The sequence below is a fragment of the Spirosoma sp. 48-14 genome (genome assembly GCF_001898575.1).
Lineage (GTDB): Bacteria > Bacteroidota > Bacteroidia > Cytophagales > Spirosomataceae > Spirosoma.
Genome location: NZ_MKUD01000063.1, coordinates 185,898 through 209,541, shown reverse-complemented (window position 1 = coordinate 209,541; position 23,644 = coordinate 185,898). Strand labels below are relative to the sequence as shown.

19 protein-coding genes are annotated in these 23,644 nt (G+C 49.7%); 11 read left to right on the top strand and 8 right to left on the bottom strand.

Going from position 1 to position 23,644, the window contains the following annotated elements:
• Window positions 1-9 precede the first annotated feature (9 nt).
• Window positions 10-2,211, bottom strand: a complete 2,202-nt coding sequence (locus BGO59_RS27930) for a TonB-dependent receptor (RefSeq protein WP_293689264.1) — start codon at window positions 2,209-2,211, stop codon at window positions 10-12.
• A 71-nt stretch (window positions 2,212-2,282) separates the two neighbouring features.
• Entirely contained in the window at window positions 2,283-2,606 is a 324-nt protein-coding gene (locus BGO59_RS27925; protein WP_293689262.1) for a DUF6660 family protein, read from the bottom strand.
• Between the two features lie 268 nt (window positions 2,607-2,874).
• Between BGO59_RS27925 and BGO59_RS27920 the strand changes: the two genes are divergently transcribed.
• Both BGO59_RS27920 and BGO59_RS27915 read left to right on the top strand, forming a co-directional pair.
• Window positions 2,875-3,402 carry a PAS domain-containing protein gene (locus tag BGO59_RS27920; protein WP_293689260.1) on the top strand — a complete coding sequence of 176 codons (528 nt, stop codon included), beginning with the start codon at window positions 2,875-2,877 and terminating at the stop codon, window positions 3,400-3,402.
• Window positions 3,380-3,598 carry a cysteine-rich CWC family protein gene (locus BGO59_RS27915; protein ID WP_293689258.1) on the top strand — a complete coding sequence of 73 codons (219 nt, stop codon included), beginning with the start codon at window positions 3,380-3,382 and terminating at the stop codon, window positions 3,596-3,598. The genes BGO59_RS27920 and BGO59_RS27915 overlap by 23 nt, the downstream gene beginning before the upstream one ends.
• Here the strand turns inward: BGO59_RS27915 and BGO59_RS27910 are convergent.
• Entirely contained in the window at window positions 3,579-5,621 is a 2,043-nt protein-coding gene (locus BGO59_RS27910; protein WP_293689256.1) for a 7TM diverse intracellular signaling domain-containing protein, read from the bottom strand. The genes BGO59_RS27915 and BGO59_RS27910 overlap by 20 nt on opposite strands.
• A 293-nt stretch (window positions 5,622-5,914) precedes the next feature.
• Between BGO59_RS27910 and BGO59_RS27905 the strand changes: the two genes are divergently transcribed.
• The 3 genes from BGO59_RS27905 to BGO59_RS27895 all read left to right on the top strand — a co-directional run bounded on the left by BGO59_RS27905 (window position 5,915) and on the right by BGO59_RS27895 (window position 10,089).
• On the top strand, window positions 5,915-6,292 hold the full coding sequence (locus tag BGO59_RS27905; protein WP_293689888.1) for a hypothetical protein: 378 nt from the start codon (window positions 5,915-5,917) through the stop codon (window positions 6,290-6,292).
• Between the two features lie 123 nt (window positions 6,293-6,415).
• Complete coding sequence (locus BGO59_RS27900) at window positions 6,416-8,758, top strand: TonB-dependent receptor (RefSeq protein WP_293689254.1); 2,343 nt, start codon at window positions 6,416-6,418, stop codon at window positions 8,756-8,758.
• Between the two features lie 119 nt (window positions 8,759-8,877).
• Entirely contained in the window at window positions 8,878-10,089 is a 1,212-nt protein-coding gene (locus BGO59_RS27895) for a sialidase family protein (RefSeq protein WP_293689252.1), read from the top strand.
• Window positions 10,090-10,168: 79 nt separating this feature from the next.
• Here the strand turns inward: BGO59_RS27895 and BGO59_RS27890 are convergent, their stop codons facing one another.
• Entirely contained in the window at window positions 10,169-10,567 is a 399-nt protein-coding gene (locus BGO59_RS27890; RefSeq protein ID WP_293689250.1) for a hypothetical protein, read from the bottom strand.
• 461 nt (window positions 10,568-11,028) lie between these two features.
• Here BGO59_RS27890 and BGO59_RS27885 point away from each other — a divergent pair, with 461 nt between their 5' ends.
• From BGO59_RS27885 to BGO59_RS27870, 4 genes are all read left to right on the top strand, one after another.
• Window positions 11,029-11,712, top strand: coding sequence for a response regulator transcription factor (locus BGO59_RS27885; protein ID WP_293689248.1), 684 nt, complete (start codon window positions 11,029-11,031; stop codon window positions 11,710-11,712).
• A gap of 3 nt (window positions 11,713-11,715) precedes the next feature.
• Window positions 11,716-13,083 (top strand): HAMP domain-containing sensor histidine kinase, encoded by a 1,368-nt coding sequence (locus BGO59_RS27880; RefSeq protein WP_293689246.1) that lies wholly within the window; start codon window positions 11,716-11,718, stop codon window positions 13,081-13,083.
• A gap of 110 nt (window positions 13,084-13,193) precedes the next feature.
• Complete coding sequence (locus BGO59_RS27875) at window positions 13,194-13,511, top strand: hypothetical protein (RefSeq protein ID WP_293689244.1); 318 nt, start codon at window positions 13,194-13,196, stop codon at window positions 13,509-13,511.
• A 110-nt stretch (window positions 13,512-13,621) separates the two neighbouring features.
• Window positions 13,622-15,274, top strand: coding sequence for a SulP family inorganic anion transporter (locus BGO59_RS27870; RefSeq protein WP_293689242.1), 1,653 nt, complete (start codon window positions 13,622-13,624; stop codon window positions 15,272-15,274).
• Here BGO59_RS27870 and BGO59_RS27865 read toward each other — a convergent pair.
• The 4 genes from BGO59_RS27865 to BGO59_RS27850 form a co-directional block, all read right to left on the bottom strand.
• Window positions 15,224-17,623 (bottom strand): TonB-dependent receptor, encoded by a 2,400-nt coding sequence (locus tag BGO59_RS27865; protein WP_293689885.1) that lies wholly within the window; start codon window positions 17,621-17,623, stop codon window positions 15,224-15,226. The two genes, BGO59_RS27870 and BGO59_RS27865, sit on opposite strands and share 51 nt — an antisense overlap.
• A gap of 205 nt (window positions 17,624-17,828) precedes the next feature.
• Complete coding sequence (locus BGO59_RS27860) at window positions 17,829-19,178, bottom strand: HTTM domain-containing protein (protein WP_293689240.1); 1,350 nt, start codon at window positions 19,176-19,178, stop codon at window positions 17,829-17,831.
• A gap of 66 nt (window positions 19,179-19,244) precedes the next feature.
• Window positions 19,245-20,399 (bottom strand): imelysin family protein, encoded by a 1,155-nt coding sequence (locus tag BGO59_RS27855; RefSeq protein ID WP_293689238.1) that lies wholly within the window; start codon window positions 20,397-20,399, stop codon window positions 19,245-19,247.
• A 74-nt stretch (window positions 20,400-20,473) separates the two neighbouring features.
• A complete protein-coding gene (locus tag BGO59_RS27850) occupies window positions 20,474-21,649 on the bottom strand; it encodes a DUF4856 domain-containing protein (RefSeq protein ID WP_293689236.1) in 1,176 nt (391 codons plus the stop codon).
• 402 nt (window positions 21,650-22,051) lie between these two features.
• Here BGO59_RS27850 and BGO59_RS27845 point away from each other — a divergent pair, with 402 nt between their 5' ends.
• Window positions 22,052-22,480 (top strand): response regulator, encoded by a 429-nt coding sequence (locus BGO59_RS27845; RefSeq protein WP_293689234.1) that lies wholly within the window; start codon window positions 22,052-22,054, stop codon window positions 22,478-22,480.
• Between the two features lie 84 nt (window positions 22,481-22,564).
• Window positions 22,565-23,635: an alpha/beta hydrolase-fold protein gene (locus BGO59_RS27840; RefSeq protein ID WP_293689232.1), complete on the top strand. Its 1,071-nt coding sequence runs from the start codon at window positions 22,565-22,567 to the stop codon at window positions 23,633-23,635.
• The last annotated feature ends 9 nt before the right edge of the window (window positions 23,636-23,644 follow it).

Genomic DNA, 23,644 nt, shown 5'->3' with positions numbered 1-23,644 from the left:
AGGCCCACGTTACAATTTTAGTTTAAACCCTGCATTGATCACTCGACCATCAGTTGGGGCATAAATATCAGTTACGAAAACAGGTTGCGTGATGGAGCCAGTGACCAGTGGTTCAAAACGGGACTGCCGGACATCAAGGAAGTTTTCGAAGTTAATAAAAATGCTGCCTTTGGTGTTTTGGCCGAACGTCCATTTTTTCTCGATCATATACCCTAAAGTCCAGTAATCGGGGGCTTTTGATCCATCTGTTCGCTGTTGCGGCCCTGAGTAAAAAGCTTCAAAACCCGTTTTAAGTTTGTCGGTTTCATATAGCGTCGTAAAATAGAGCCGATGTTTGGCCGTAAGCGGGAGCGGTCCCGCCAGGTTATCATACTGACGTCGGGTATCAATGAATGAGTAGCCCAGGAACGTATGTAGGTCATGATAAACCAACCGAACATTCGTTTCAAATCCTCGCGTCGACAGGTGGCCATCGGCGGTACGAAAGGCATACCGGGTTCCCGTAGGCGTCAATACCGTGAGTCGGTTCAGTTGCGTGTAGAAAAACAACTGATTGACGGATAAGGTTGTTTCCTCGGAAAGTTCGGTTCGGTAATTGATATCCCAGTTCAAGCCCATTGACGATTCGGTCTGATCCTGCCGGATCGATTGCAGATCGACTCCTCGAAAGGATAAACGCTCAGCATCTTCGGTAAATAGAGTGGGTGCTTTATAGCCCAAACCGCCCCCCAACCGACTGGTCCAGTGTTCCGAAGCCCGATACAGAAGCGAAAACCGAGGGAGTAAAAACAGGTGCGGCTTCGTTGCTTCATTTGTTGCCCGAACCGTAGTCATAACCAGATCGGTACGTAAACCGGTTTCCAGGCTCAGCTTTTCGGTAATTGTCGATGTATTCTGCACAAAGGCCCCGGCAATGGCTTGTCCATAAATAGGAGTGGGGCTAAAGGCAGGGCTTTCATCATGAAACTGATCGGTCCATAGGTTCATGCCTGCGATCCAGTCTGATTTTGGATGGTGTTTATAATAGCTGATTTCCGAAAAGGATGATTGCTGGAGACCACCGAACTGATAGTCGGGCAGGCTGATGGCACGCCTGAAACGGCTGTAGCTATTTTTGATCGTCAGCACCGATTCGTTGGAAAACCGCTTTTCCAGCCGAAACTGAGTGGCCAGTCGTCGTGAATCATTGGCTTCGGTATACCCTGCCGATTCGTTTCGGATGGTAGGCAAATAGCCACCTGTTCGCTGTTCATCGGACCAGATGAGCCCCGCCGAGATGGTTACCGTTGCGTTGGGATACCAGAATAATTTGGGTTGCAGCGTTGTTCGGGCAATTTGAGGCAAATCCGAAAACTGATCGTGATTAGGGTCATAGGCTCGTTGCAGGTTTCGGGTAGCATAGAACGTGAAACCTATTTTGTCGTTTCGCTGGGCGAAGTACCCATTCAGGTCAAGCCCAAGCGCCGATGTGCCATTGAGCAGAAACGACAGGTCGCGTTTGCGGGTGGGTTCCTTAGTGACCAGGTTGACCAGCCCTGCAATGGCTCCACTACCGTACAGCGTTGATTGACAGCCTTTAATTACTTCGACCTGCTTCAGATTCAACGGAGGAACCTGCATCAGACTCAGCCCACTCGAAAAACCACTGTAAAGCGGTAAGCCATCCTGTAAAAGCTGCGTGTAGCGGCCATCCAGGCCCTGAATGCGAAAGGTGGCATTGGCCGACATCACCGACGTTTGCTGAACCTGAATCCCCGGACTTTCGCGCAGAATAACCGCAATGTTGGCCGGTTGCATATTAGCTTTTTCGTCCAGTTCTTCAGCATCCAGCACTTCCACGCGAGTAGGTTCGTCGGCTACGCTCCGCCCGGTTCGGGTGGATGAAACGGTAATTTCCGCCAACTCTTCTTCTGATGGTTCAAGGGTGATTCGGAGCGTGTCGGTCTGGGGTAAATTGATCGACCGCGTTATCATCAGAAAACTAACGGCCGAAATCCGAATCGGTTGAGGGCCTGTTACTGACGTGCGGAGCAAAGCCACTCCGTTGGGGTCGGTACTAGTACCATTGGAGGTACCGATGAGTACTACAGTTGCGCCCGGTATGGGCTGATTGGTAAGCGAATGGCGGACGGAGACGCGTAGGGTATCCTGACCAGCAACTGTATGAATAAAAACGAGGAATGAGACTAGAAAGCAAATGAGGTTTTTCATCCAATTTGTAAGAATACAAGGAAACATTCCGGCTGATGATGACCAGCCGATAAAAAATCCAGGAAAAACGCTTACAACTTGGGTGGTTGCCAGATGCCTAGCAGAACATCGGTCTGGCTAGGCGATTGATAGGTGAATAGCTGTTGAGTTTGGGTGGGCTCGTTAACATGTTCGGGAAGAAGATACCCAAATGGTTGAGGAGCCGAAAAACCCAGGCAGGTAGCACAATGGCAGAATGGACTACAGGGCGCTTTATGGTCATTCGTATGCCCATTTGCCCGGTCTGAGTGGGAAGTGGCGGCTGTGGTTTCGTGAGCATGGCAGTCTGTATCGGGGCAGGGAAGCCCTGACAGTAAGAGTAACCAGGCCGACAAAAGAAAAAGTACCGCTTTCACGATTCAAAAGTAGCCTATGGGTTCATGCAACAGGTAGTCAAAAAAGAAGAAAATAGGCTACGCGTAGTTATCTGCCTAATTTAGTGGATTACTTGCCGAATAATAACAAATTAGAATCCATTCATCCTCTAAATTAGTTTATGACTTGTCAATGAGTTGTAACGCAAAATCAGGAAGTGTAGTGAACACGCTAAATGTGGCATGATTGGACTCTTTACCCTGTACGATTTTAATTGAGCTTCGACAAGGAGGTTGTACTTTTGTACCAATGGATTTTTGTGGACCATACGATAAGCAACTTGCCGATCAGCACCGGCCTACGCTTCAAACGCCCTTACTGGCAGGGTGGGAGTTCTGGGATAGGTCTTCGCCATTGCAGGGAAAAGCAGGGTGGCAGACTCTAGCCAAAGTGAACGACTGGGTGCTGACAAAGTTTCTTCGTGAGGAGTTGCTGTCTGGTAGTCAGGCTGTTGTGATTACCGACGTGAATCAGTTAATCCAGTACGTAAATGAGTCTTTTGAGAAAATGACCGGATATGTTTCTGAAGAGGCTGTGGGCCGTCGACCCAGTTTTTTGCAGGGACAAGCCACCTCGTTAGCGACTCGTCAGCGTATGCGCGACGCAATTGGCAAACGGAAGCCGATCAATGGTCGATTGATTAACTACCGAAAAGATCAGACTCCATATGTGTGTCATGTCAAAATTCGCCCCATTCTGAACCGCCAGAAAGAAGTCGTCAATTTTATTGCTTTTGAGGAGGAGTTACCAGCCCGTGAACGAAAACGCAAAGCATGAGCATACGGCCTGCCCACGTTGCGGCCGACTGTTTGAATGTCGGGTAGGGAGTATAAACCTCTGCCAGTGTCAGGCCGTCTCTCTGACCGAAGCTCAACGGGAGTATGCTAATTCTCTATATCAGGAGTGTTTATGCGCCGATTGCCTAGTAGCGCTTCGTTCAGAGTATGAGTCTATTAGGTTGGTAGTCGAATGATAAATTCGCTCCCCTGGCCCTCCTGACTTTTTACGTCCAGCGATCCTCCATACCCTTTGCTGATAATATCATGACTTAGGCTGAGACCTAGTCCTGTTCCCTCGCCAGTAGGTTTAGTAGTGAAAAAGGGCTGGAATATTTTTTCTCGAATAGTTTCCGGTATACCTGTGCCGTTATCCTTAACGATCAATTCGGCGTAGCCACTTCGTTGGGTTATGCTCAGTCCGATTTGGGGTAGATAGCCTTCTAACCGCTGGAAACTTCGTTCGCGAACCGAATAGAAAGCGTTGTTCAATAAATTAATCACGACGCGGCCAATGTCCTGAGTAACCATCTGCATAAATAAGGTGTCTGGTTGAAAGCTGGTTACCAGTTCACAGCTAAAATCCCGATGTTTTGACCGATACCCCTGATACGCGATTTTGAAGCATTCTTCGGTTAGTCGGACAAGGTCCGTTTGCTCTTTTTCGCCTGAACCTCCTTTCGAATGTTCCAGCATACCTTTGACGATGGCACTGGCTCTTCGGCCATGATGGCTGATCTTTTGCAGATTTTGTGACAAGTCAGTAGCGATGGCTATTACTTCATCGGTTTGTCCAGCCTGTGCTTCTCCTTTCAACTCTTCGACTAATTCAACTGATACCTCCGAAAAATTGTTGACGAAGTTTAAGGGGTTCTGAATCTCATGGGCAATGCCAGCCGTCAGTTCTCCTAAGCTGGCGAGTTTCTCTTTCTGGATGAGTTGGACCTGAGTTGCCTTGAGTGTTGTGAGTGATTCCTGTAGCTCGGCAGTGCGCTGCTCGACTTTATCTTCCAGCACGTGGTTCTGAGTTTCGATTAATTGTTGGTTTTCCTGGGTTAGCCGTAGTTGTTCCTGAATGGCTTCGTCTTGCTGCTTTTTCAGCAAGTTGACCTTATAGGTAAGGCCCAGGGTAAAAAACAGAATTTCCAGCGCGGATGAAATTGGCACACTATGGAGTGCCCAAAACGTTACCGGCCATGAGTTGATCGCATAAATTTGTCCAACCCAGGACCCGATGTATACGATTATTGCGCCGATGAGGTAGTACCAAGCCGGTTTAAATCCCTGACGGATAGCCAGGATGCTCACCATCAAACTGTAAGGCATCTGCATTAAGCCTATAACCGTGCCTAAAAGCCAACTGTCGCTGTAGGTAAAAAGGATGACAGTCATAATGGCTAGTATGACAAGGCCCACTCGATACATACGACGAGATCGCTGACGGACTTGCAAAAATTCAATTGCAAATACCATAGACAACAGGGGGACCAGGCTGAAGAGAATGATTAAGTGGTCAAACAGGAGCACATACAAGGAGGGGAGCCATTCGGATAATAGCCCAAACGAGGTAGCTGTTGTGATGGCAAGCGTTAATACCCAGACTGTGTATAAAAGGTTTTCCCTTTCCCGAAGGCGAGCAAACAGCATCAAACTGTACAGGCTTATGAGCAAGGCTAATCCGAAGTAAAGACCGAAGAACAAATCCTCCTGGTGTAGCCAGACAAGCAATTTGTTGTTAGCGATGAGCGTAGTTGTGCCAATTCCGTACCTGCCCCTAATGTACAGGGTGGTCTTCTTGCCAGGCTGGCTCAACAGGGCGCATGCACGTCTTGTTTGCAAGTAGCCATCGCTTGAAACCAGTAAGCCATGCTTATACTCCATCGTTTGCAAAATGTGACCATCGACTACTTCGTATATAATCGTGTGATCTACAGTAGGTAATATTGGCCACAAGTACAGCTTTAACGGAGTAACCAGTTTGGTGCGAAGCCAGTGCTCATGCTCACCATCGAGAAGGGCTTTGACCTGTAGGGGTTGAAAGCGGTAACGTTCTGGGTGTTGTAACAGTGAATCGATGGTAGTTGATCCAAGTCGTACTGTAAGCGCAGAACTATGAAGTATAGGATAATAGATCTGATCAGGGTCATTCAGGACGATGGGCTGGGCATTGGCAGCCGTAAAAAGCCCACACAAAAGGAAGGCTTGTAAAAGTCGTTTCATGAGTCGGTGGGTACTTGGGTACTGGAGTTACTTTATCGTGTGTTGAGTTGCTATTGTATTAACAACGTGATAAAGTATACGCGGCTAAAATAAGCAATTGTGCCTGATTGCTCTACTGCTATTCGTATAATTTAACGCTTATCAGAGGCCTGTAATGGGTTGTTTGCGAGGGGATTTTTCTATTTGGGCAATTGGGTTTGTATAGACAAGGCATGCCTTGTACACAAACAGGATCGATGATTTTTGGCAGTGGGGCAGTATATACGGCAAACGAACTTTATCTTTGCGCCGTCGTGAGAAATGCGCTCCTGTATATCCTCGTTTTTGCTACGCTGCTGCCAACGGTCAGTCAGTGGGGGGCTATCGCGTATTATCAGGTCAATAAAGACTACATTGCCCGCGTTCTATGCGAAAATCGTGATAGACCCGATCTCCATTGTGACGGGCAATGCTACCTGGCGAAACGGCTGAAAGCCCAGCAGGATAAACAGGATAAAGAAACGACCGAACGGGTGCAGAATACGCCCGTCGTGCAGTTGTTCTGCGATCATCATCTGTCTTTCCTGTTTCAGCCATCCTTGACGGAGCTACTTCCTTCTGCCCATCTGGCATACGAAGTACCTGTTTACGCGGCTCCGGCTACCTCATTTTTTCACCCGCCCTGCGTCTAACGAAGCTTACCTAGGCTTGTCACCCGATAAGCTGTCTGGCAGGTCTTGTCCATCAGGGGCTGTCCATTTACCATTCCTCAGCGTCTGGTAACCCGTTTATTTTCAGACTTAAACTAAGCTTTCGTGAATACATATAAACTCCTCGTAGCCTGTGGGCTATGGGCTATTGCCGCGTTTTGTGCTCACGCACAGAACGCCAGTCAAGGGCTTGTTTTCGATGCCCAAACCAAAGAACCCATACCAGGTGTAACGCTATCCTGGCAAGATGGTAAGTCAGGTGTGGTTACCGATGCCAACGGACATTTTACACTGGCTCAACTCCCGTCAAAAGTGCGTATATCGGCCGTAGGGTATCGTCGCCAGGAGGTGTTAATCAGCCCGGGTCAGCCTATTCGGATTGCGTTGGAACCGGCTGTGGAAGATTTACAAACCGTAGTGGTTACGGGCAATCGGGAAGCGGCCCTGCGCACCGAAACCCCTATTGCGATTTCGAAACTGTCGCCCAAACTGATCGAGGATACCAAGCCAACCAGCATTTACGAGGTGATCAACAAAACGCCTGGTGTGCTAATGGTAAACCTCAACAACGAGCAGCACATGATGGCCATCCGGCAACCGATGACCACCAATGCGTATTTCCTCTACATGGAAGATGGGGTTCCGATTCGGCCAATGGGCGTGTTTAATCACAATGCGCTGCTGGAGTTGAATCAGTTTACGGTTAGCTCGATTGAGGTCGTAAAAGGGCCTGTTTCGTCGATTTATGGGCCGGAAGCTGTGGGCGGAGCTGTCAATTTTATCACCCAGCGCCCCACAGCTGTGCCAACGGCCCGAGTCGGTATTCAATTCGATCAGTGGGGGTATAAACGGATTCAGTTTGGAGCGGGGGCCCGGCAGGGTAAGTTTGGGATCTATGTGGGTGGCCTGGTAGCCCGTCAGCGGAATTCGTGGTTAGCCAGTTCCAATTACGACAAAGCATCGTACTTCGCCCGACTCGAATATGCTTTTACTCCGCAAACCCGCCTGACCGGCACCCTATCGTACAACGATTACAATTCACAGACCAGCGGTAGCGTCGATAGTACGGCCTTTTTTGCCCGGCAATATGTCAGCACAACGGATTTTACGTATCGGAAAACAGTCTCCTTTCGTAGTCGTCTGACCCTCGAACACGACTGGAAAAATGGCTCTCAGTCATTCCTGACGGCGTTTGTGCGGAATAATAGCGTAGGTCAGAATCCGGCCTATTCGATTCGCTGGACAACGGGTTCGGCAACCGCTACCGGGCAGATCAACAGCAACGATTTCAGTAGTTCTGGATTCATTGCCCAGCATACGCAGCGACTGAATTTCCTGAATAGCAAACTGATTGCCGGGGCTACGCTTGATCTGTCGCCGAATACATACTATGCCTATCAGACGGACTTAACGACCGAACTACGGGCCGATAAAAAATCGGTGTTGAAATATACGCAGGTTGCCGAACGGCCTGATATTCAGCTGGCAAACTACAAGGCTGATATTCATAATCTGGCGGCTTATGTGCAATATGATCTGGAGCCTTTGCCCAAACTCCGCCTGTCGGCGGGCTTGCGCTACGACCGTATGGCGTTCGATTATACCAATGGGCTGGATAAAACTACGGGCAGCAAAGAATACAGCCAGGTAACCCCAAAAATCGGAGCAACCTATGACTTGGGCAATGGAAAGGGCCTGTACGCCAATTACGCCAAAGGTTTTTCACCCCCAGCGCTCACGTCGATCTTCCTGAAACGAACCACACCAACAGCCAGTGGAGATTTGTTCTACTACAATCTCCAGCCAGCCAAATTCGATAATATGGAAATCGGTGGCTGGGCGTCGTTGCTGAACAACAAAGTGTATGTCGATGTGGCGCTGTATCAGATGAATGGCACCAACGAGTTGCTCAGCATTCGCCAGCCCGACAATTCGACGGATTACCAGAGTGCGGGTCGAACTCTACACAGAGGGGTTGAACTTGGGCTTACGTATCGCCCTTCGAAACAGCTATTTATTCGGTTTGGCGGAACACATGCCCTACATCGGTTCGACGAGTTTACCCTTAGCCAGCGCGTGTCGGATGTGATTCAGAATGTAAACGGGAAAGAGATGCCGTCAGCCCCGCGTACCCTTTGGAACACCGAAGTGACTTACTACCCAGCCTGGGCTAAAAATCTGCGGGCATCGATGGAATGGCAGCATGTATCAGGCTGGTATCAGAACCAGATCAATACCGTTCGTTACGATGGTTACGATTTTGCCAATGCCCGACTCGGTTATCAATGGAAAGGTATTGAGGTATATACCAATGTCATGAACGTGACGAATGTGCTGTATGCTACCAACGCCACCCGTGGCAACAACTCGACCGACCGAACAACCTTTACGCCAGCAGCTCCGCGCACCTTTGTCATTGGGGTGCAGTATAGTTTTTCGGGGAAATAAAAAAAGGTTTCGACAGGATTGACAGAATTGACAGGATAAATTTTTGCGATACGAATCATGCTTTATCCTGTCAATCCTGTCGAAAAATGATTGTGTATGACGAATAACGAAAATGACTTATGAAAAGCCTGTTAACCTTATTTCTTCTGATCGGTCTAATGGCCGAAAAACCGGGTAAAGAAACCGCTATCTCAGACCCGCAGTTTGCCGGAGCCGTACCGCGCCTGACCACCGATGCCTACGGAAATCCCTTATTGAGTTGGGTTGAAAAACTCAACGAAAAAGAAGCTGCGTTTTACTTCTCTCTCTCAACCGACGGTGGACAAACGTTTGGGGAAAAAGTTCGGGTAAAAGCCCCCGCCGGACTGTCGGTCCATGCCGAGGGTATGCCCAAACTAGCGGTAAAAACCGATGGTACTATGCTGGCGGTTTTTGAAGTGCCCAGACCTACCGCAGCGTCTCGTTTTGCGGGCGACCTGCTGTATACGCTTTCGACCGACGGTGGCAAAACCTGGACGGATGCCCAGCCTGTGCATCAGGATGCAACTCCCGGCAAGAGCCACTCGTTTGCCGATATTACCCGCTTGCCGAATGGCGAAATTGGCGCGGTCTGGCTCGATGAAAAATTGCCCGGACAGGAAGGCCGTCCGGTCGTATTTGCCCAGACAACTCCTGGAAAAGGATTTGGCCCGGCGGTACTGGTCGATGAAAATGCCTGCCAATGCTGCCGCACCAACGTGTTTGTCGATAGTCAGAAACGAATTCACCTGACCTACCGGGATATGATACCAACTCAGAAAAGTACTCCTGCTGCTCGTGATATGAGTACGGCAGTGTCGGCCGATGGTGGTAAAACATTCAGTAAACCGCAGGTTGTTTTTGCTGATAACTGGCAGGTAGCGGCCTGCCCACACGCGGGGCCGGTAGTGGCACAGGTGGGCAATGATCTGCTGGTAACCTGGTTTTCGGGCAAAGAAGAATCGGCTGGCTTGCGATTGGCTAGATTAGGTTCCGAAAAACTGGTGTCGAGTGTGTCGACAAACCGGGCCAAACATCCGCAGGTTTCGGCTGCCAACGGACGGTTAGTATGGGTTTGGGATGAGTCGGTTTCGAAAGATGGATCCGGCGAAATGGGGTCGTTTGTGCAGCGTATCGGGATGCGCACGATGACTGGTCAACAAGTCAGTCCCACAACTTACCTGACTCCCGAAACTGTCGACGGAATGTATCCGGCGGTACTGTCGACGGATAAAGGAACGCTGGTTGCCTATGAGCAAAGCAAAGACAAACAGAATGCTGTGATCGTTGTTCGGCTGCTGGATACGTTGTAATGTTTTTGGCTAATGTGTCGCATAAACGTACGACCCCAACGGGGTCGTACAAAGTAATTTCCTACAACTATCTATTCTACTATCGGCGATGCTGGCTACTATCGGTCTTACTGCCCGTTCGGGGAAGGATTCGGTTGCCTCTCTTTTTGTCAAACTGGGTTTCGTTGTCCCGGCGGGGATTGTGGCTCCCAACCGACATTTTACCGGCGTCCTGTAAGCTTCTATCGGATTCTGTACTGATGGATGATTCAGGAATAGGACGGTTTGATTTTTGGGTAGCGGATTTGCCCGTCTGCTGTGCTTCCTTGTTGTAAGGAACCCCTTTCCCTGTCAATTGGCCATTGTTGGCATTTTTTGCGTTGCTGGTTGTGGTTGAGCCTTGTTTCCCAGCGTTGGTTTCGGTGTTGGCCGATTGCGCTCGGGCACTCATCAGGCCAACGCACAAAAGTAAAGTCGAACTAATCAGTATTTTTTTCATACGTTGAATACATCTGGATAAGTCAAAGACGTATAAAACCGAAACTGTTTGTACCAGGAATTGTCTTTCGATGATGAGGTAAATAAGGAAATGGACCCGTTTGCGGTTTCTTGGTTTATATGTGTGTTTGTGTAAGTTGTTGATTGTGAGTTATTTTTTGATGTCGAGGTTGTTTTGATAAACTGTTGTTGCCGGAGGGTATTCTACACCAAAATAACCTGTTTGCTATGAAACTGGCCGAAGGGCTGCACGAACATCTTGATAAAAACGAACCATCGGAGTTGATAAGCGTTTTGGTTTGGTCGATACAGCCCAGCCTTGAATACTGAGACCTTGTAAAAATGCTCGGTGCGTTGTCATCAACGATCACTGGGATTACAAGGGTAACGTGTAGATGGGACAGGTCTAAGCAAAAACACGTAATTTCGCTGCGACCAGGTGAGTCGCTATCGGAGGGCATTATGCGAATTTTGATCGTAGAAGATGAATGGGAGGTTGCGTCGCTAATCAAGAATGGGCTGGAAGAGTACGACTTCACCGCCGATATTGCGGGCAATGCGATGGAGGCTAACCAGCAACTTGCCGAACACGAATACGATACGGTTATTCTGGATGTGAACCTGCCCGTTATCAGCGGATATGACCTCTGCCGCATGATTCGGAACAAGTTCGAAACCCTGCCCATTCTGATGCTGACTGCCTTTGGCAGTACCGAAAATAAACTGACAGGTTTTGATGCCGGGGCCGACGACTACCTGGTAAAACCCTTTGAATTTCGGGAGCTTGTGGCTCGATTACGGGCGTTGAACCGTCGAAACGGCGTGGCTGTTCAGGAGCCAACGGTGCTTAAAATTGCTGATCTTGAATTCAATTTACAGAGTAAAGCGGTAAAGCGGGGCGCCCAGAAAATTCTTCTGACGGCCCGCGAACTGGCTCTGCTTGAATTCTTTATGAAAAATCAGGATCGGGCACTTACCCGGCAGGATATCATGGAGCACGTATGGGACCTTTCGTTTGATACGGGTACCAATGTGGTTGATGTGTACGTCAATTACCTGCGTAAAAAGATCGACAAGGATTTTCCGCTCAAGCTGATTCATACCATTAGCGGTATCGGCTACATTATGCAGGCTTCTGACGAGTAAATCATGAGAATACGCACGCGCCTTTCGTTCACGTTTGTGGGGGTCGTTGCGGCCATACTGCTCCTGTTTTCGTTTGTGGTGTATGCCACCGCCGAATACTTCCGGCAACGGGATTTTTACCTCCGGTTGAGCGATAAGGCCAAAACGACCGCCCGACTGTTGCTGGACGAAGAAGAAATCAACACACGCTTACTGCGGATTATCGAGCGGAATAACCTGACGGCTCTGCCCCAGGAGCAGATAAATGTATACGATCAGCAGGGGCGACTCGTGTATGCAACGCAGTCACGCGCTATTGTCGGAACCGACATAGTAGCCCGTATCCGGCAGAAAAAAGAGATTTTCTTACGGCAAAATAAAGTTGAGATTGTCGGGTTTACGTACCTGCACAATCGGCAGGAATATGTATTGGTTGCGTCGGCCTACGACCAATATGGCATTGAAGAAATGGGACACCTGAGCACCATTATGGCGGTTGGGCTGGTCTGTAGCCTGGCCTTAGTCGGTATGGTAGGCTGGGCGTATGCCGGGCGTTCGCTACGGCCCATTTCCAGAGTTATTCAGGAGGTCGATCAGATTACGGCATCGAACCTGAACCGTCGGCTAACGGCGGGTAACGATCAGGACGAACTGGCCCAACTGGCGCGTACCTTCAACCTGATGCTCGACCGGGTGCAGGAAGCGTTTGAAGTACAGCGCAACTTTGTGGCCAATGCATCGCACGAGTTACGTACACCACTGACCATCATTACCGGCCAGATCGAAGTGACGCTTATGAAACGGCGCACCGTTGAGGAACACGAAGCCAAATGGCGGGCGGCTCTGGATGTGATTCAGCGGATGAACAAACTCACCAATAATCTGCTCAACCTGACGCTGGTGAGTCTGGGGGCCACGCCCTTGAAATTCAGCGAGGTAGCCGTCGATGAGGTTATTTACCAGGCCGCTCAGATGCTCATGAACCATCAGGAAGAGTACTCGGTCGTGTTCTCGTTTGATGGCGAAGTGGAAGCGATTCAACCCTCACTGACCATCGCCGGTAACAAATCGCTGCTCTACTCGGCCTTTTTCAACCTGATGGAGAATGGCTGTAAGTTTTCGGAGAAAAAGCAGGTAAAGGTTACGTTAGGCGCCAACAATCGCTGGGTAACGATCCGGTTTGCGGACGAGGGCATTGGCATTTCGGAGGTCGATCTGAAACAGATTTACGAGCCGTTTTTCCGGGCCCAGAACGTCAAACGGATTCATGGACACGGGGTCGGCTTACCCCTAACGTACCGGATCATTCAACTCCACTATGGCCAGATCGATGTGGTTTCCCAACCTGAGCAGGGCACCACCTTTACCGTTCGGTTACCCAAGTCGCTCTAATCGATTTCTAATCAACTTCTAACAGCCCTCTTATGAACTTCTAACTGACCCTTAATGAACGGTTAGGTTAGTTAAGAGAACTTTGTTGTCAGAAACGTTTCGTACGATCTATGAACGGTTTTCAAACTATGGACAACAAAAACGTCAAAGGGAGAACTTCCGGTAAATACATCAACTGGATAACCGTCTGGGGGTTCATCGTAGCCTGTATCGCCTACAATATGTATGTCGATAATCGGCAGAAGCGATTGATTACCAACGAGTATCGGTCGCAGTATGAAATAGAAAGCCAGCGGGCTGACTCTCTTTATAAAGAAACCGTCCGGCTGGAGCAACGCCTTCAGCAACTAGAAACCTCAACCGGACAAAAACTGTCGACCCGGCAGTCTGTCGGTCCTCCAACTGTATCGACCGCCCGCGAGTTGTAAGCGGTCGGTACGCCGAAGTCCTGCCTTAAACGGTTGCTCTGAAATGCCTCGTACGGAGCTAACTGTTTAGGGCAGGCACTATTTTTTCGTATACAACCAGACTTATAGTTATGCTCAACGTTAATCAATCAATAGAATCTAAAAGCCAACTGGGCGATATTCGGGGCGGAGCCATTTCGTTTCTGGTAGCCGTGCCGCTATGCCTGGGGATCGCGCTGGCCTCCGGCGCTCCTCTTTTTGCCGGAATCATTGCTGGTATCGTGGGTGGCCTTATCGTCGGGATTTTTAGTCGGTCGGCGCTGAGTATTTCGGGTCCCGAAGCGGGTCTGATCGTTGTGACCTTGAGTGCCATAGAAGCATTGGGGTCATTTCCGGCGTTTCTGCTGGCGTTGTGCATCGCCGGACTGTTTCAGATCGGATTTGGATTTGCCAGGGCTGGTAACGTCAGCAACTTTTTTCCTTCGTCGGTTATCAAAGGGATGCTGGCCGGTATCGGTATCATGCTGATCATCAAGCAGCTTCCGCACCTGGTTGGATACGATGCCGACGCGGCTGAAGGGCTGGTGCTCTTTCAGCCCAACGGGTTTGACCTGAACGAGCAATTTCGTATGGCCATGAGTCAGTTTAGCCTGACCGCCATTCTGATCACGATTGTTTCGCTCACCGTATTTTACGTATGGGAACGCCCAGCGTTTAAAAAACAGGCGTTTGCCAAAAATGTGCCCGCAGCATTGATCGTCGTCGTATTTGGGATTCTGACGAACGAACTCATGAAACTCATGGCTCCACAATGGGCATTGTCGGGCAATCATGTGGTGCAATTGCCCGTTCCCGACAGCGTGGACGCCTTTTTTAAGCTATTTACCTTTCCCGATTTTTCGCAGTGGAACAACCCGCTGGTGTATTCATCAGCCATCGCTATTGCATTGGTTGCCAGTCTGGAAGCGTTGCTGGCTGTTGAAGCCTGCGATGAACTCGACCCACTGAAACGCAAAACCCCTGCCAACCACGAACTGAAAGCGCAGGGCATCGGAAACGTGATTAGTGGCTTGATTGGCGGTATTCCACTGACATCGGTTATTGTTCGGAGTTCGGTGAGTATCAACGCAGGTGCCCGGACCAAATTAGCGGCTTTACTACACGGATCGTTGCTGCTGGTCTGTGTCGTCACGCTGCCATCGGTGCTCAATAAAATTCCCTGGGCGAGTCTGGCGTCAATTCTGCTGGTAACGGGTTATAAACTGGCGCGGGTCGATATTTTCAAAGCTACGTTCGCCGAGGGCCCTGCCAAGTTTATCCCCTTCTGCGTTACGGTGTTAGCCGTTGTACTGACCGACCTCCTGACGGGTATTGGCATTGGCTTGGTGACGGGGGTATTCTTCATCCTGCGCGATCATTACCGAAACACGCACCAGGTTCGGACCGAGTGGGATAGCGACATCAAACGAATTCACGTCAGCCTGGGCGATTATGTGTCGTTTCTGAGTAAAGCCAAGTTGATGAAACTGCTGAAAAGCATACCCGACAACGCGATTATTGAAATCGACGGTAGCCAGTCATCCTTTATCGACAGCGATGTGGTCACGGCCATTCAGAATTTCGGGATCGGCGCCAAACAACGGAATATCCGGCTCATTTTCCGGCCCAGCCCCAATGCCGATTTGCCTGCCGTTTTCAATACGGGCAATGTGGGGCAACCTACGCGTAACGACTCAGAGTTTCACCTGCACGGTCAGATAAACACTGCGACCGTCGGAAGGTAGAATACCTGGGCCTGGATAACCGGTAGCCCGTCGGGTAAAGTAGACGGTGTTGGCGAGGTTATTCAGGCTACCTTCCACTCGAAATTTCCTGAATTGATACGACAGACTGGCATCGATAATGGTATAGGCCGGAATCAGGCCGATTACGGCCGACACGCCCCCTTCACGGGCGTTGGTGGCATCCGAGAACTGGTCGGAGAGGTGGGTGTACTGGAGGGAGGCTTTCAGGTTTTTGTACCCCAGTCGAACCCCGCTTTTGAGGTTCACATTAGGTACAAATTCAACCTGATTGCCTACCACTCCGGCCACTTCACTAGCTTTGTATTCCGAATGAATCAAGGCTACATTAGCAAACAGAACCCCACTCAGATCGGCATTGGCCGGGTTCGCCAGACGCAGGAAGTCTGCTTCGGCATAAGACTCTAATCCCATAATGACGGCCTGCCCGATGTTGCCCCGCCGACGTAGCACCCGCTGATTTTCGTCGTAGAACTGTACTTCGCCGATGCGGTTGTTATAATTCAGGTAGAACGTGCTGATGTCGAAATTGTACAGCGTTGTTTGGGTACTGCGGATACCCAGGTCGAGCGAATAGCCTTTCTCATCCTGCAAGTTCGGGTCGATCACCTGCGATGGGTTTGCAATGCGCATATCGCTGAACGTGATGGAACGGTAATTCTGCGACAGGTTGCCGTAAATATCTAGCTGACTTGTTGGTTTATAACTGATGCCGAGCCCCCCCAATACAAACTGTCGGCCATTGGTTCGGTACTCGCTGGTTCGGGCCGAGCTGATGATATTACCCGCCAGATCACGAATCGTGGTGCCGTAAAAGCCATCGGCCGTAGTATAGATGTATTCGTAGCGCAGGCCGGGCGTGATCGAGAGCTTTTCGCCCAGATAGATGATGTTCTCAGCAAAGGCCGATACGTTTCGGTTCGGAAAACGGTAGTCGTAGGTAATGGCCTGAGCATCGCTGATAAAGGTAAAATCGGCATCTTTGCCGGTACTACCCAGCCCTTGTACGCTATGGTTGAATCCGTGATAGTAGCGGCTCCCGACCAGCAAAACGGCCTGTTGTTTCCCCAGATAATAGCGTTTTAAATACCGGGCTTCGGCGCCCCAGTTCTGGAAATCGCCTTTGATCAGGTCGCGCTCGCTGTTGTCGTCGACGCTGGCGACCCGGTTGGGCCGGAAACCCAGCGAGTACCGATACGCATTCAGGCCAAAGACCCGCAAATTGACTTCGTTGTTGGTGTTGAATGTATGGTCGACATGCAGGGCAGGCATCGTCCAGTTGACTTTAAACCAATTGCGTTCGCGGTTGCTCTGGCGGGCATCGTCGGCAAACATGGCATCGGTCAGGCCACCCGGTTGCTGGGCCAGATAACTCATCTGCGTGAGGTCGAAACCAATTGTTGTATGCTCCGAAACGTGGTAATCAAGGTCAGCGTAGGCCGTGTAGTTGGTGAAGTGTGAATTGGGTCGCCAGCCGTCACCTTTTTTGTATTGGAAAAAGGTATAGTAACTCAACTTGCCTACGGTTCCGCTGGCGCTGGTAAACGCATTGTAAAACCCAAAGGAGCCAATGGTTTGACGGGCGGTCAGTTCCAGTTTACGGTTGGTTACGGGCTTTTTCATGACAAAGTTGAGCAACCCGCCAAACTGCGTACCATACTGAAGCGAGGCCGCTCCGCGAACAATCTGAATGCGTCCAACGGCTTCAATGGGGGGAGTATAGTAACTTTCAGGATAGCCTAATGCATCGGCGCTGATGTCGTAGCCATTCTGTCGAACGTTGAAATTAGAACTACGGTTGGGGTCAAGGCCACGACCGCCTATGCTTAGCTGTAATCCAGCACCTTCGTTTTCCCAGATATTCAGTCCGGCCACACGGGCGTAAATCTGACGGGCATTGTTGGTCGCCAGATTAGCCACCAGTTGTTCCGGCAAAATAACTTCCGATTTCTTTCCTTCGTAAATACCCATGCTTTCGACTCCGCGCATCCGTGTGAAGCCAAAATCCGACTGCTTATCGGTAACCGTCACCTCCGTCAGATTCTCCTGCCGACTGGCGAGCAGGATCGTTATGTGCTGATCCTGATTCGGGATGATTACCGTTTGCCGGCAAGTTTTGAAGTCAGGGCTGGTCGTTTGCAACAAGTGTTCGCCAGTTGGTAGATTGGTAAAAGCAAATCGGCCTAGACTATCGGTAGTCGTGCTACGCTTGCCGTCGTTCAGGTAAATCGTACAGCCTTTCACCACAGTGCTATCGTGCCGGGCCCGTACCGTACCCGTAAGGCGGTATTGGGCGAATGTATTGGCTGTAAAAAAGCAACTAAATAGCAGCGTATATAAGAACGTTTTAGTAGCCCATAGCTTTAGCTGTGGGACCAGACAAAAAACGAATGTTTTGGGTAACCGTTTCAACGGTTTCTGGGTGTTAAACCGTTGAAACGGTTCGTGTTTCAGATTCTCGTCGCTCAACCCACCGATTAAAATCGGTGGCTGATAGAACCATCGAATACACGTCAACTGATTTAATCTAAAAAAACTAAAGACCGTAAATCGTATCATGAAATGGGGTAATCCATGGTTTAGGCTTGAATGAGTCTTCCTCATTGGCCAGGTTTGTGTTGGGGTCGATGAGTGGTTTGCCAAGCCGACCGTTTAGGGCAACGTAAGAATCTACGTATACTTCCGGGTGCTGGAAACCATGCTGCGCGTAATAGTCCCGCAATAGGTGCGCGTATTGCAGGAGCATATCGGGCTGAGTCGACATCATTTTCTCCTGCAAAGGAGTAAGGAAATGACTGTTGTTGACGATGGTTTGGTGGCCTAGCTGATCTTTAATCGTGAATTGGGCATAACCCGCTTTCTCCATTAGCATCACCCGCCATGAAAATCGGTAGCCCTGCTCCGTCCAGAACAATTCGCCCGGATACAGCAGGTAGCGGAGTGGGAACAGCAACTGAACGGTAAAAAAAATGGTGAGAGTCCCCAATAGTGCTGTCTTTACAGCAGGCGAGTACGCATAGGTTCGGCGGGGGTGAAGAAACTGGGAGGATGCCGAAAACCAGTTGCCGATCTGGTTGATAATCCGTTGATGAAAGGCAGGTGAGAAAAAAATCAATCCCGTCACAATCATGATATAAGGAAACATCCCGATGGGGAAGAGCAGGGCCGTAAGTCCATGAAAAACAACGACAGCGACATAGGCAAACGGCCGGGTTGCGTAGTTCCAGAGCAGAAACGGAATGCTCAGATCATAGATGCAGCCAAATACGCTGAACACATAGGGTACCCAGGGATAATTGAACAGAAAGCCGATGATCGGCAGGTCGTTATGGGCTGGTAACCAGATCCGTAGCGGTTGCGCATGCAAAATCCAGTCGCTGTTCAGCTTCGCCAAACCGGCAAACACATAGAGGATGGCAACAAAGAGTTTCAGCGAGTCGATACACCAGGCCGGAATCTGATCGGCCAGCAAGGTCCGGCGACGGTAGGCATCGACTGAAAAGTATGCATGAGCGGGCAGGAACATGAGCAGCAGACAAACCATACTCACGAAGTAGTAATGATTCAGATACGTGCTCTTGTCGATCAGTTCGATGTAGGTGAAACTCAGGAACAGCGTGATAATTGCAACCCGATAAAATAACCCAATGGCCACCAGCAGTGCCGATAACCCACAGATTGCAAACAGAACGCAGGTGTACTGGCCCAGTGGCTTTACAAATTCAAACCCGTAGAATGGAAAGAAGTAGTGGGGCTTTTCGTACAGTTCCGCAATCCAGCCGTTTCCCCAGAAACGAACGATGCTCCCGAAGAGCATCAACCCGAACAGGAGCCTGAAAAGGGCCAGCGGAGCCGCTGGTGTTGTTTTATAAAAGTAAGCAGGCATGCCAATAGGGGACGGTTATGGGACTCGGTCTACACGTACTACGATTCCCATAACCGTACACATTAATTAATCTCCATCATTATCCGTGTAGGTGATCGTAATGCTCATGGCCGAAGTCATATCTACTTTGAGCATCCGAACGGCTTTCTGCATTTCCGTGTACACCTGCGTAACCGCCGTATTATTAGTCTTTACTTCGTCGGACAGGTTGGCTTTGAGAACGCTGAGTTTTTGATTGACCAGATCGAACTGGGCATTCACGATATCGACCAGCGATTTGCCGGTTTGACTATCCTTAGCACCCAGACTATTCAGGTAGCTTTTCAGCCCTGGGCCTTCCTGTCCGGTTTTTACGCTCTTGCCATTGAAGAAATCGACAGATGCCTGATGCGCAGTTTTGGCCAGAGTTAGGGCAAGATCTTTTTTGTAGTAAGCTTCCACTTTATCGGGCGATACGGTTCCGTTGGTCATAGCTCCTGATGGAATGCCAATTTTGCCCGAACGGATGTAGCGTTCGTAGTTCAGCACATAGCCATTGACCAGTTTCCCGGTGGAGCAACCCGCGTTCAGGGCTGTGCAGTTGATGAAGGTATCCCGATAGCCACCCGTTGTCCACTGCGTGTATACGGTCGAGAACACCGAGTTCATCTGCGTGGTCAGGCGTTTCAGGTAGGCGATCCGTTTGGCGGCATCGGTGGCTGTAGTGTATCGTGCCACAATCGCATCGTCGGTACTGCCAAGACCGTTGATGAGGTAATCCAAAGCCGGAAAACCCTGTTTAGGGTAGGAAAGGGGCACATCGAACGAGCCCGAACCAGCGGCAATGTATTCTTCGATTCCCGTCGTATTGGCAGGATAAATATTGAAAAAATTGCGAAGGGTATACTGCTCGGCTGGTCCCACATCGAAGAGTTCAACTTTCTGCCATTCGGTGTAAGCATCCACCCAGGCCTGCCGAAAATCGGCCAGAGAAGCCTTATCGGGTTTAGCGGCAAACGCGTCCGATTTGGTGGTCATGGCGTCCATCTTCGTTTTAAAATTCGCGTAGGCCGGTACAATAATGTTGTCAGCGATATTGGTAAGCATGGCCTTCCGGTCGCTGTCGGCTTGATTGGTAGGGTTTGTGGGCATCGGTGTATCGGTTCCGCCACCTGAGCAGGCCCAGAGCATACCGAACAGGATACACGCAGAGCCGATCTGTTTCCACCTAACTTGTTTCATAGGTTTTAAAAAGTGACAGAGCGGTATTAAAAACACCGCTCTGTAGCGTCTGGAATTAGAGTGGGTGTTTGCAATTAAGGAATGTTAAACTTGGTTTTGATAGCGGTTGAAGCTGCATCAATTTTGGCATTCGTTAAACCCCAGAAGCCATTGGGGGCTGAGTAAACCAGATTCGTCAGAAGGCCGTCGGAGAAGGTAGCGTCCGCATTGTTCAGCTTCGCATAGCGAAGGCTATAGATGAAACCTAATCCTTCGCCCATCGCGTGGGCTGCCGCCGATGTGTTGGTTCCGGCCGTTTTCCATTTGCCCAGATAGCCTAGAGCGGCAGCCGCAATCGCTTTTTCCATAGCCGACCGGATGAAAGTCGCCTGTGTTTTCAGCGTAGTCAGGTCGTTGTTGACAATAGCGGCCCGGCCTGTCAGAAGGGCTTTGTGAATTTTTGGGAAATCGTCCTTATTGTATTCCCACATGTAGGAGCCAATGAAGCTTTCGCCCGAAGAGGTCGAAGTCGCTTTTGAACCGTAAACGGGGTTTGCCGTAATGATGCCGAAAATCTGATCCCAGTTCTGCTCAAGCTGGGTATAGTTTTTACCGGCTACCAACGTCGTATTATCAGCTGCCAGATTTTTGTCGCTAAGCAGCACATTGGCAATGTAATCGACCTGGAAAGCACCAATGAGCGATTTCTGAATGATCTGTGCCCATTCGATGCCTTTCGCATCAACCAGATAGGTACCTAGTTTACCCGCCTGCCCTTCCGATGCGGTGGCTGTTGCCGATTTACTAGCCGTAGCCATCTCTCCAAAAGCAGCCTCGATCGTCTGGCGCTCTTTTTCCGCATCGGCCGACGACAGCGAAGAAGCCGTTACGTTCCGAAGCTGAACACCAGAGGTGTTTAATGCAGCATTGGCCGTTCCCGAAAATGGGTTGCCAGTATTCGAAAACATATTTTTCAGGGTCGTCGCGTCGAGTGTAGCCCCCGTACTGGCAGCCGTTCCGTTGTAGGTATTGATTGCCCGGAACATCGACAATAGCGTGCTACCTGTTGTCAGATCGACTGTTTTGGCTCCCTTATCATCGACAAAGAAGTTGGCGTAAGTAGTGGTATCAGTCAGCTTAGCGTAATCAACTGTTTTTCGAAGTTGAGGACGGACGGTGGTTGGGTTTTCGTCGTCGTCTTTACAGGAGGCCAGGATGGCCGTTAACGCGAGTACAGGAAGAAGTTGTGAAAGGCGAAAAAGCTTTAGCATGAATCAATCGGTTGTCTGATTTCGCCTGCAAAGGTATTTACTATTTAGACTAAGTATAAAATTTATTTAGATTTTTTTTAAATAAGAACTGCGTTCTCAGCCAGACCTTACCAATTGGTTAAGTAGACTGAGCTTATATTGTACTGAGTTAAATAACTGTTAAATAGTTAGGTAATTAGTAGTTTATTAATCGGTAGTTCGGTATATTTGATTCCGCCCATATCCAGCACACCAACCACCCAAATGCAATTCCCGAAATAATCGTATAGCCCAATCCGTATCAAAATTGCGCTTTATCATAGGAGTTGCATTGTCTATTGAGGCCCTTGTCGCACCGTAATCAGTCGGTGAATTGCTACGTACTCAACTAATCAGCGTCTTTATTTCAACGCGAATCCAGTCATGGCTTTTCACCTGTCAGCAAGCTATATTCCGGTTAATCCGCCCTCCGTTTGGGTGGTTGACGACGATGAGGATGATCGTCTGTTTATCCGTTCGGCTTTTGAAGATCTGAAAACGCCCGTGAGTGTACTGATGCTTACGGATGGCGATCAGGTATTACCACGTTTAACGGTTGCCGATACCATACCCCAATTGATTTTGCTGGATATAAACATGACGCGGCAGAATGGGTTCGAGACCTTAACCCAGTTGCGGAGTACACCGACTTACGCCGAATTGCCCGTTGTAATGCTGACCACGTCGTCCGATAAATCGGATCGGCAACGGAGCATGGATCTCGGGGCCAATCAGTGCCTGACCAAACCTGCCAGTTACAATGAATTAGTAACGATGGTGACCTCTCTCAGTGAACGCTGGGCATTAGCCTGATCGAATTCGCTCCCGAAAAGCGGCCTTTGCCAGCTCTTTTAAGCCGTTTTTGAACCAACTTTTCAGGTATCCGATTCTAAATGTATGTCGTTACGTTTAGAGTTGCATACGCCTGTTCACGATGATCGCCCGGTATTTGTATCGGGTAGTTTTTGTGATTGGTACCCTGATGTTGATCGCTTTCAAATGCAGTGTGTGGGGCCGGGGCATTACCTGTATGAGTTCCCGAACACGCTACAGCTTCCTCAGCAAGTAGACTACAAATACACCCGTGGCGGCTGGGACCATGTAGAATTGGATGCCTCTGGCGAGTCGGTTGCTAACCGGGTAGTTTCGGCAGATGCCGGACTGAAACAGGATATTGTACCCCATTGGCGCTGGTATGGCATGCCTTTCAACCCAGTGTGGCTACCTAAGATAGAACTGCTTGGCAGTACTTTTGACGCTCCTAAAATCCATCAGATGCGTCGGGTGCATATACTGCTTCCGCACGATTACGCGCAGAGCGACAAACGCTATCCGGTTCTTTATCTGCACGATGGGCAGAATCTGTTTGGGGGAGGAGCGGGGTACGGAAGCTGGGAGATCGACCAGAAAATGGCCCTGCTGGCTGCCCGGCACCATCACGAGGTAATTCTGGTTTCCATTGACCATGCCGAAGAAGGTCGGATTCGGGAGTTTACTTTTCAGACGACCCGAGCCGGAAAGGGCCGAGGACAGTATTACCTCGATTTTATTCGGCATGCCATCAAACCGATAGTCGACAGCCGATACCGAACCTTGCCTGATGCGGAACATACGGGTATTGGAGGAAGCTCACTGGGTGGGCTAATCAGTATTTATGCCGGACTGATGCATCCGAACGTGTTTGGCCGACTGATGGTATTTTCGCCTTCGCTCTGGATTTCGCCCAAGATCTATTTCGATGCGATTCGCTTTAAAGCACCCGTATCCATGAAAATTTATGCCTACGGAGGGGAGCAGGAGTCACGTTACATGATCCCTAATATTGAACGGTTTCGCGATGCACTGGCACGTCAGCAGTATGGTGGAAACCCAATCGATATTCATCTATCGGTCGATCCAATGGGTATGCACCAGGAAGCCCACTGGAGCCGGGAGTTCCCGAAAGCTGTGGAGTGGCTGTTTTATTGATAATTTTGA

Excerpts from the sequence above, each read along its gene's own strand:
- BGO59_RS27930 (WP_293689264.1), bottom strand. The coding sequence starts at position 2,211 with ATGAAAAACCTCATTTGCTTTCTAGTCTCATTCCTCGTTTTTATTCAT.
- BGO59_RS27920 (WP_293689260.1), top strand. The coding sequence starts at position 2,875 with ATGGATTTTTGTGGACCATACGATAAGCAACTTGCCGATCAGCACCGG.
- BGO59_RS27910 (WP_293689256.1), bottom strand. The coding sequence starts at position 5,621 with ATGAAACGACTTTTACAAGCCTTCCTTTTGTGTGGGCTTTTTACGGCT.
- BGO59_RS27895 (WP_293689252.1), top strand. The coding sequence starts at position 8,878 with ATGAAAAGCCTGTTAACCTTATTTCTTCTGATCGGTCTAATGGCCGAA.
- BGO59_RS27890 (WP_293689250.1), bottom strand. The coding sequence starts at position 10,567 with ATGAAAAAAATACTGATTAGTTCGACTTTACTTTTGTGCGTTGGCCTG.
- BGO59_RS27885 (WP_293689248.1), top strand. The coding sequence starts at position 11,029 with ATGCGAATTTTGATCGTAGAAGATGAATGGGAGGTTGCGTCGCTAATC.
- BGO59_RS27880 (WP_293689246.1), top strand. The coding sequence starts at position 11,716 with ATGAGAATACGCACGCGCCTTTCGTTCACGTTTGTGGGGGTCGTTGCG.
- BGO59_RS27875 (WP_293689244.1), top strand. The coding sequence starts at position 13,194 with ATGAACGGTTTTCAAACTATGGACAACAAAAACGTCAAAGGGAGAACT.
- BGO59_RS27870 (WP_293689242.1), top strand. The coding sequence starts at position 13,622 with ATGCTCAACGTTAATCAATCAATAGAATCTAAAAGCCAACTGGGCGAT.
- BGO59_RS27860 (WP_293689240.1), bottom strand. The coding sequence starts at position 19,178 with ATGCCTGCTTACTTTTATAAAACAACACCAGCGGCTCCGCTGGCCCTT.
- BGO59_RS27855 (WP_293689238.1), bottom strand. The coding sequence starts at position 20,399 with ATGAAACAAGTTAGGTGGAAACAGATCGGCTCTGCGTGTATCCTGTTC.
- BGO59_RS27850 (WP_293689236.1), bottom strand. The coding sequence starts at position 21,649 with ATGCTAAAGCTTTTTCGCCTTTCACAACTTCTTCCTGTACTCGCGTTA.
- BGO59_RS27845 (WP_293689234.1), top strand. The coding sequence starts at position 22,052 with ATGGCTTTTCACCTGTCAGCAAGCTATATTCCGGTTAATCCGCCCTCC.
- BGO59_RS27840 (WP_293689232.1), top strand. The coding sequence starts at position 22,565 with ATGTCGTTACGTTTAGAGTTGCATACGCCTGTTCACGATGATCGCCCG.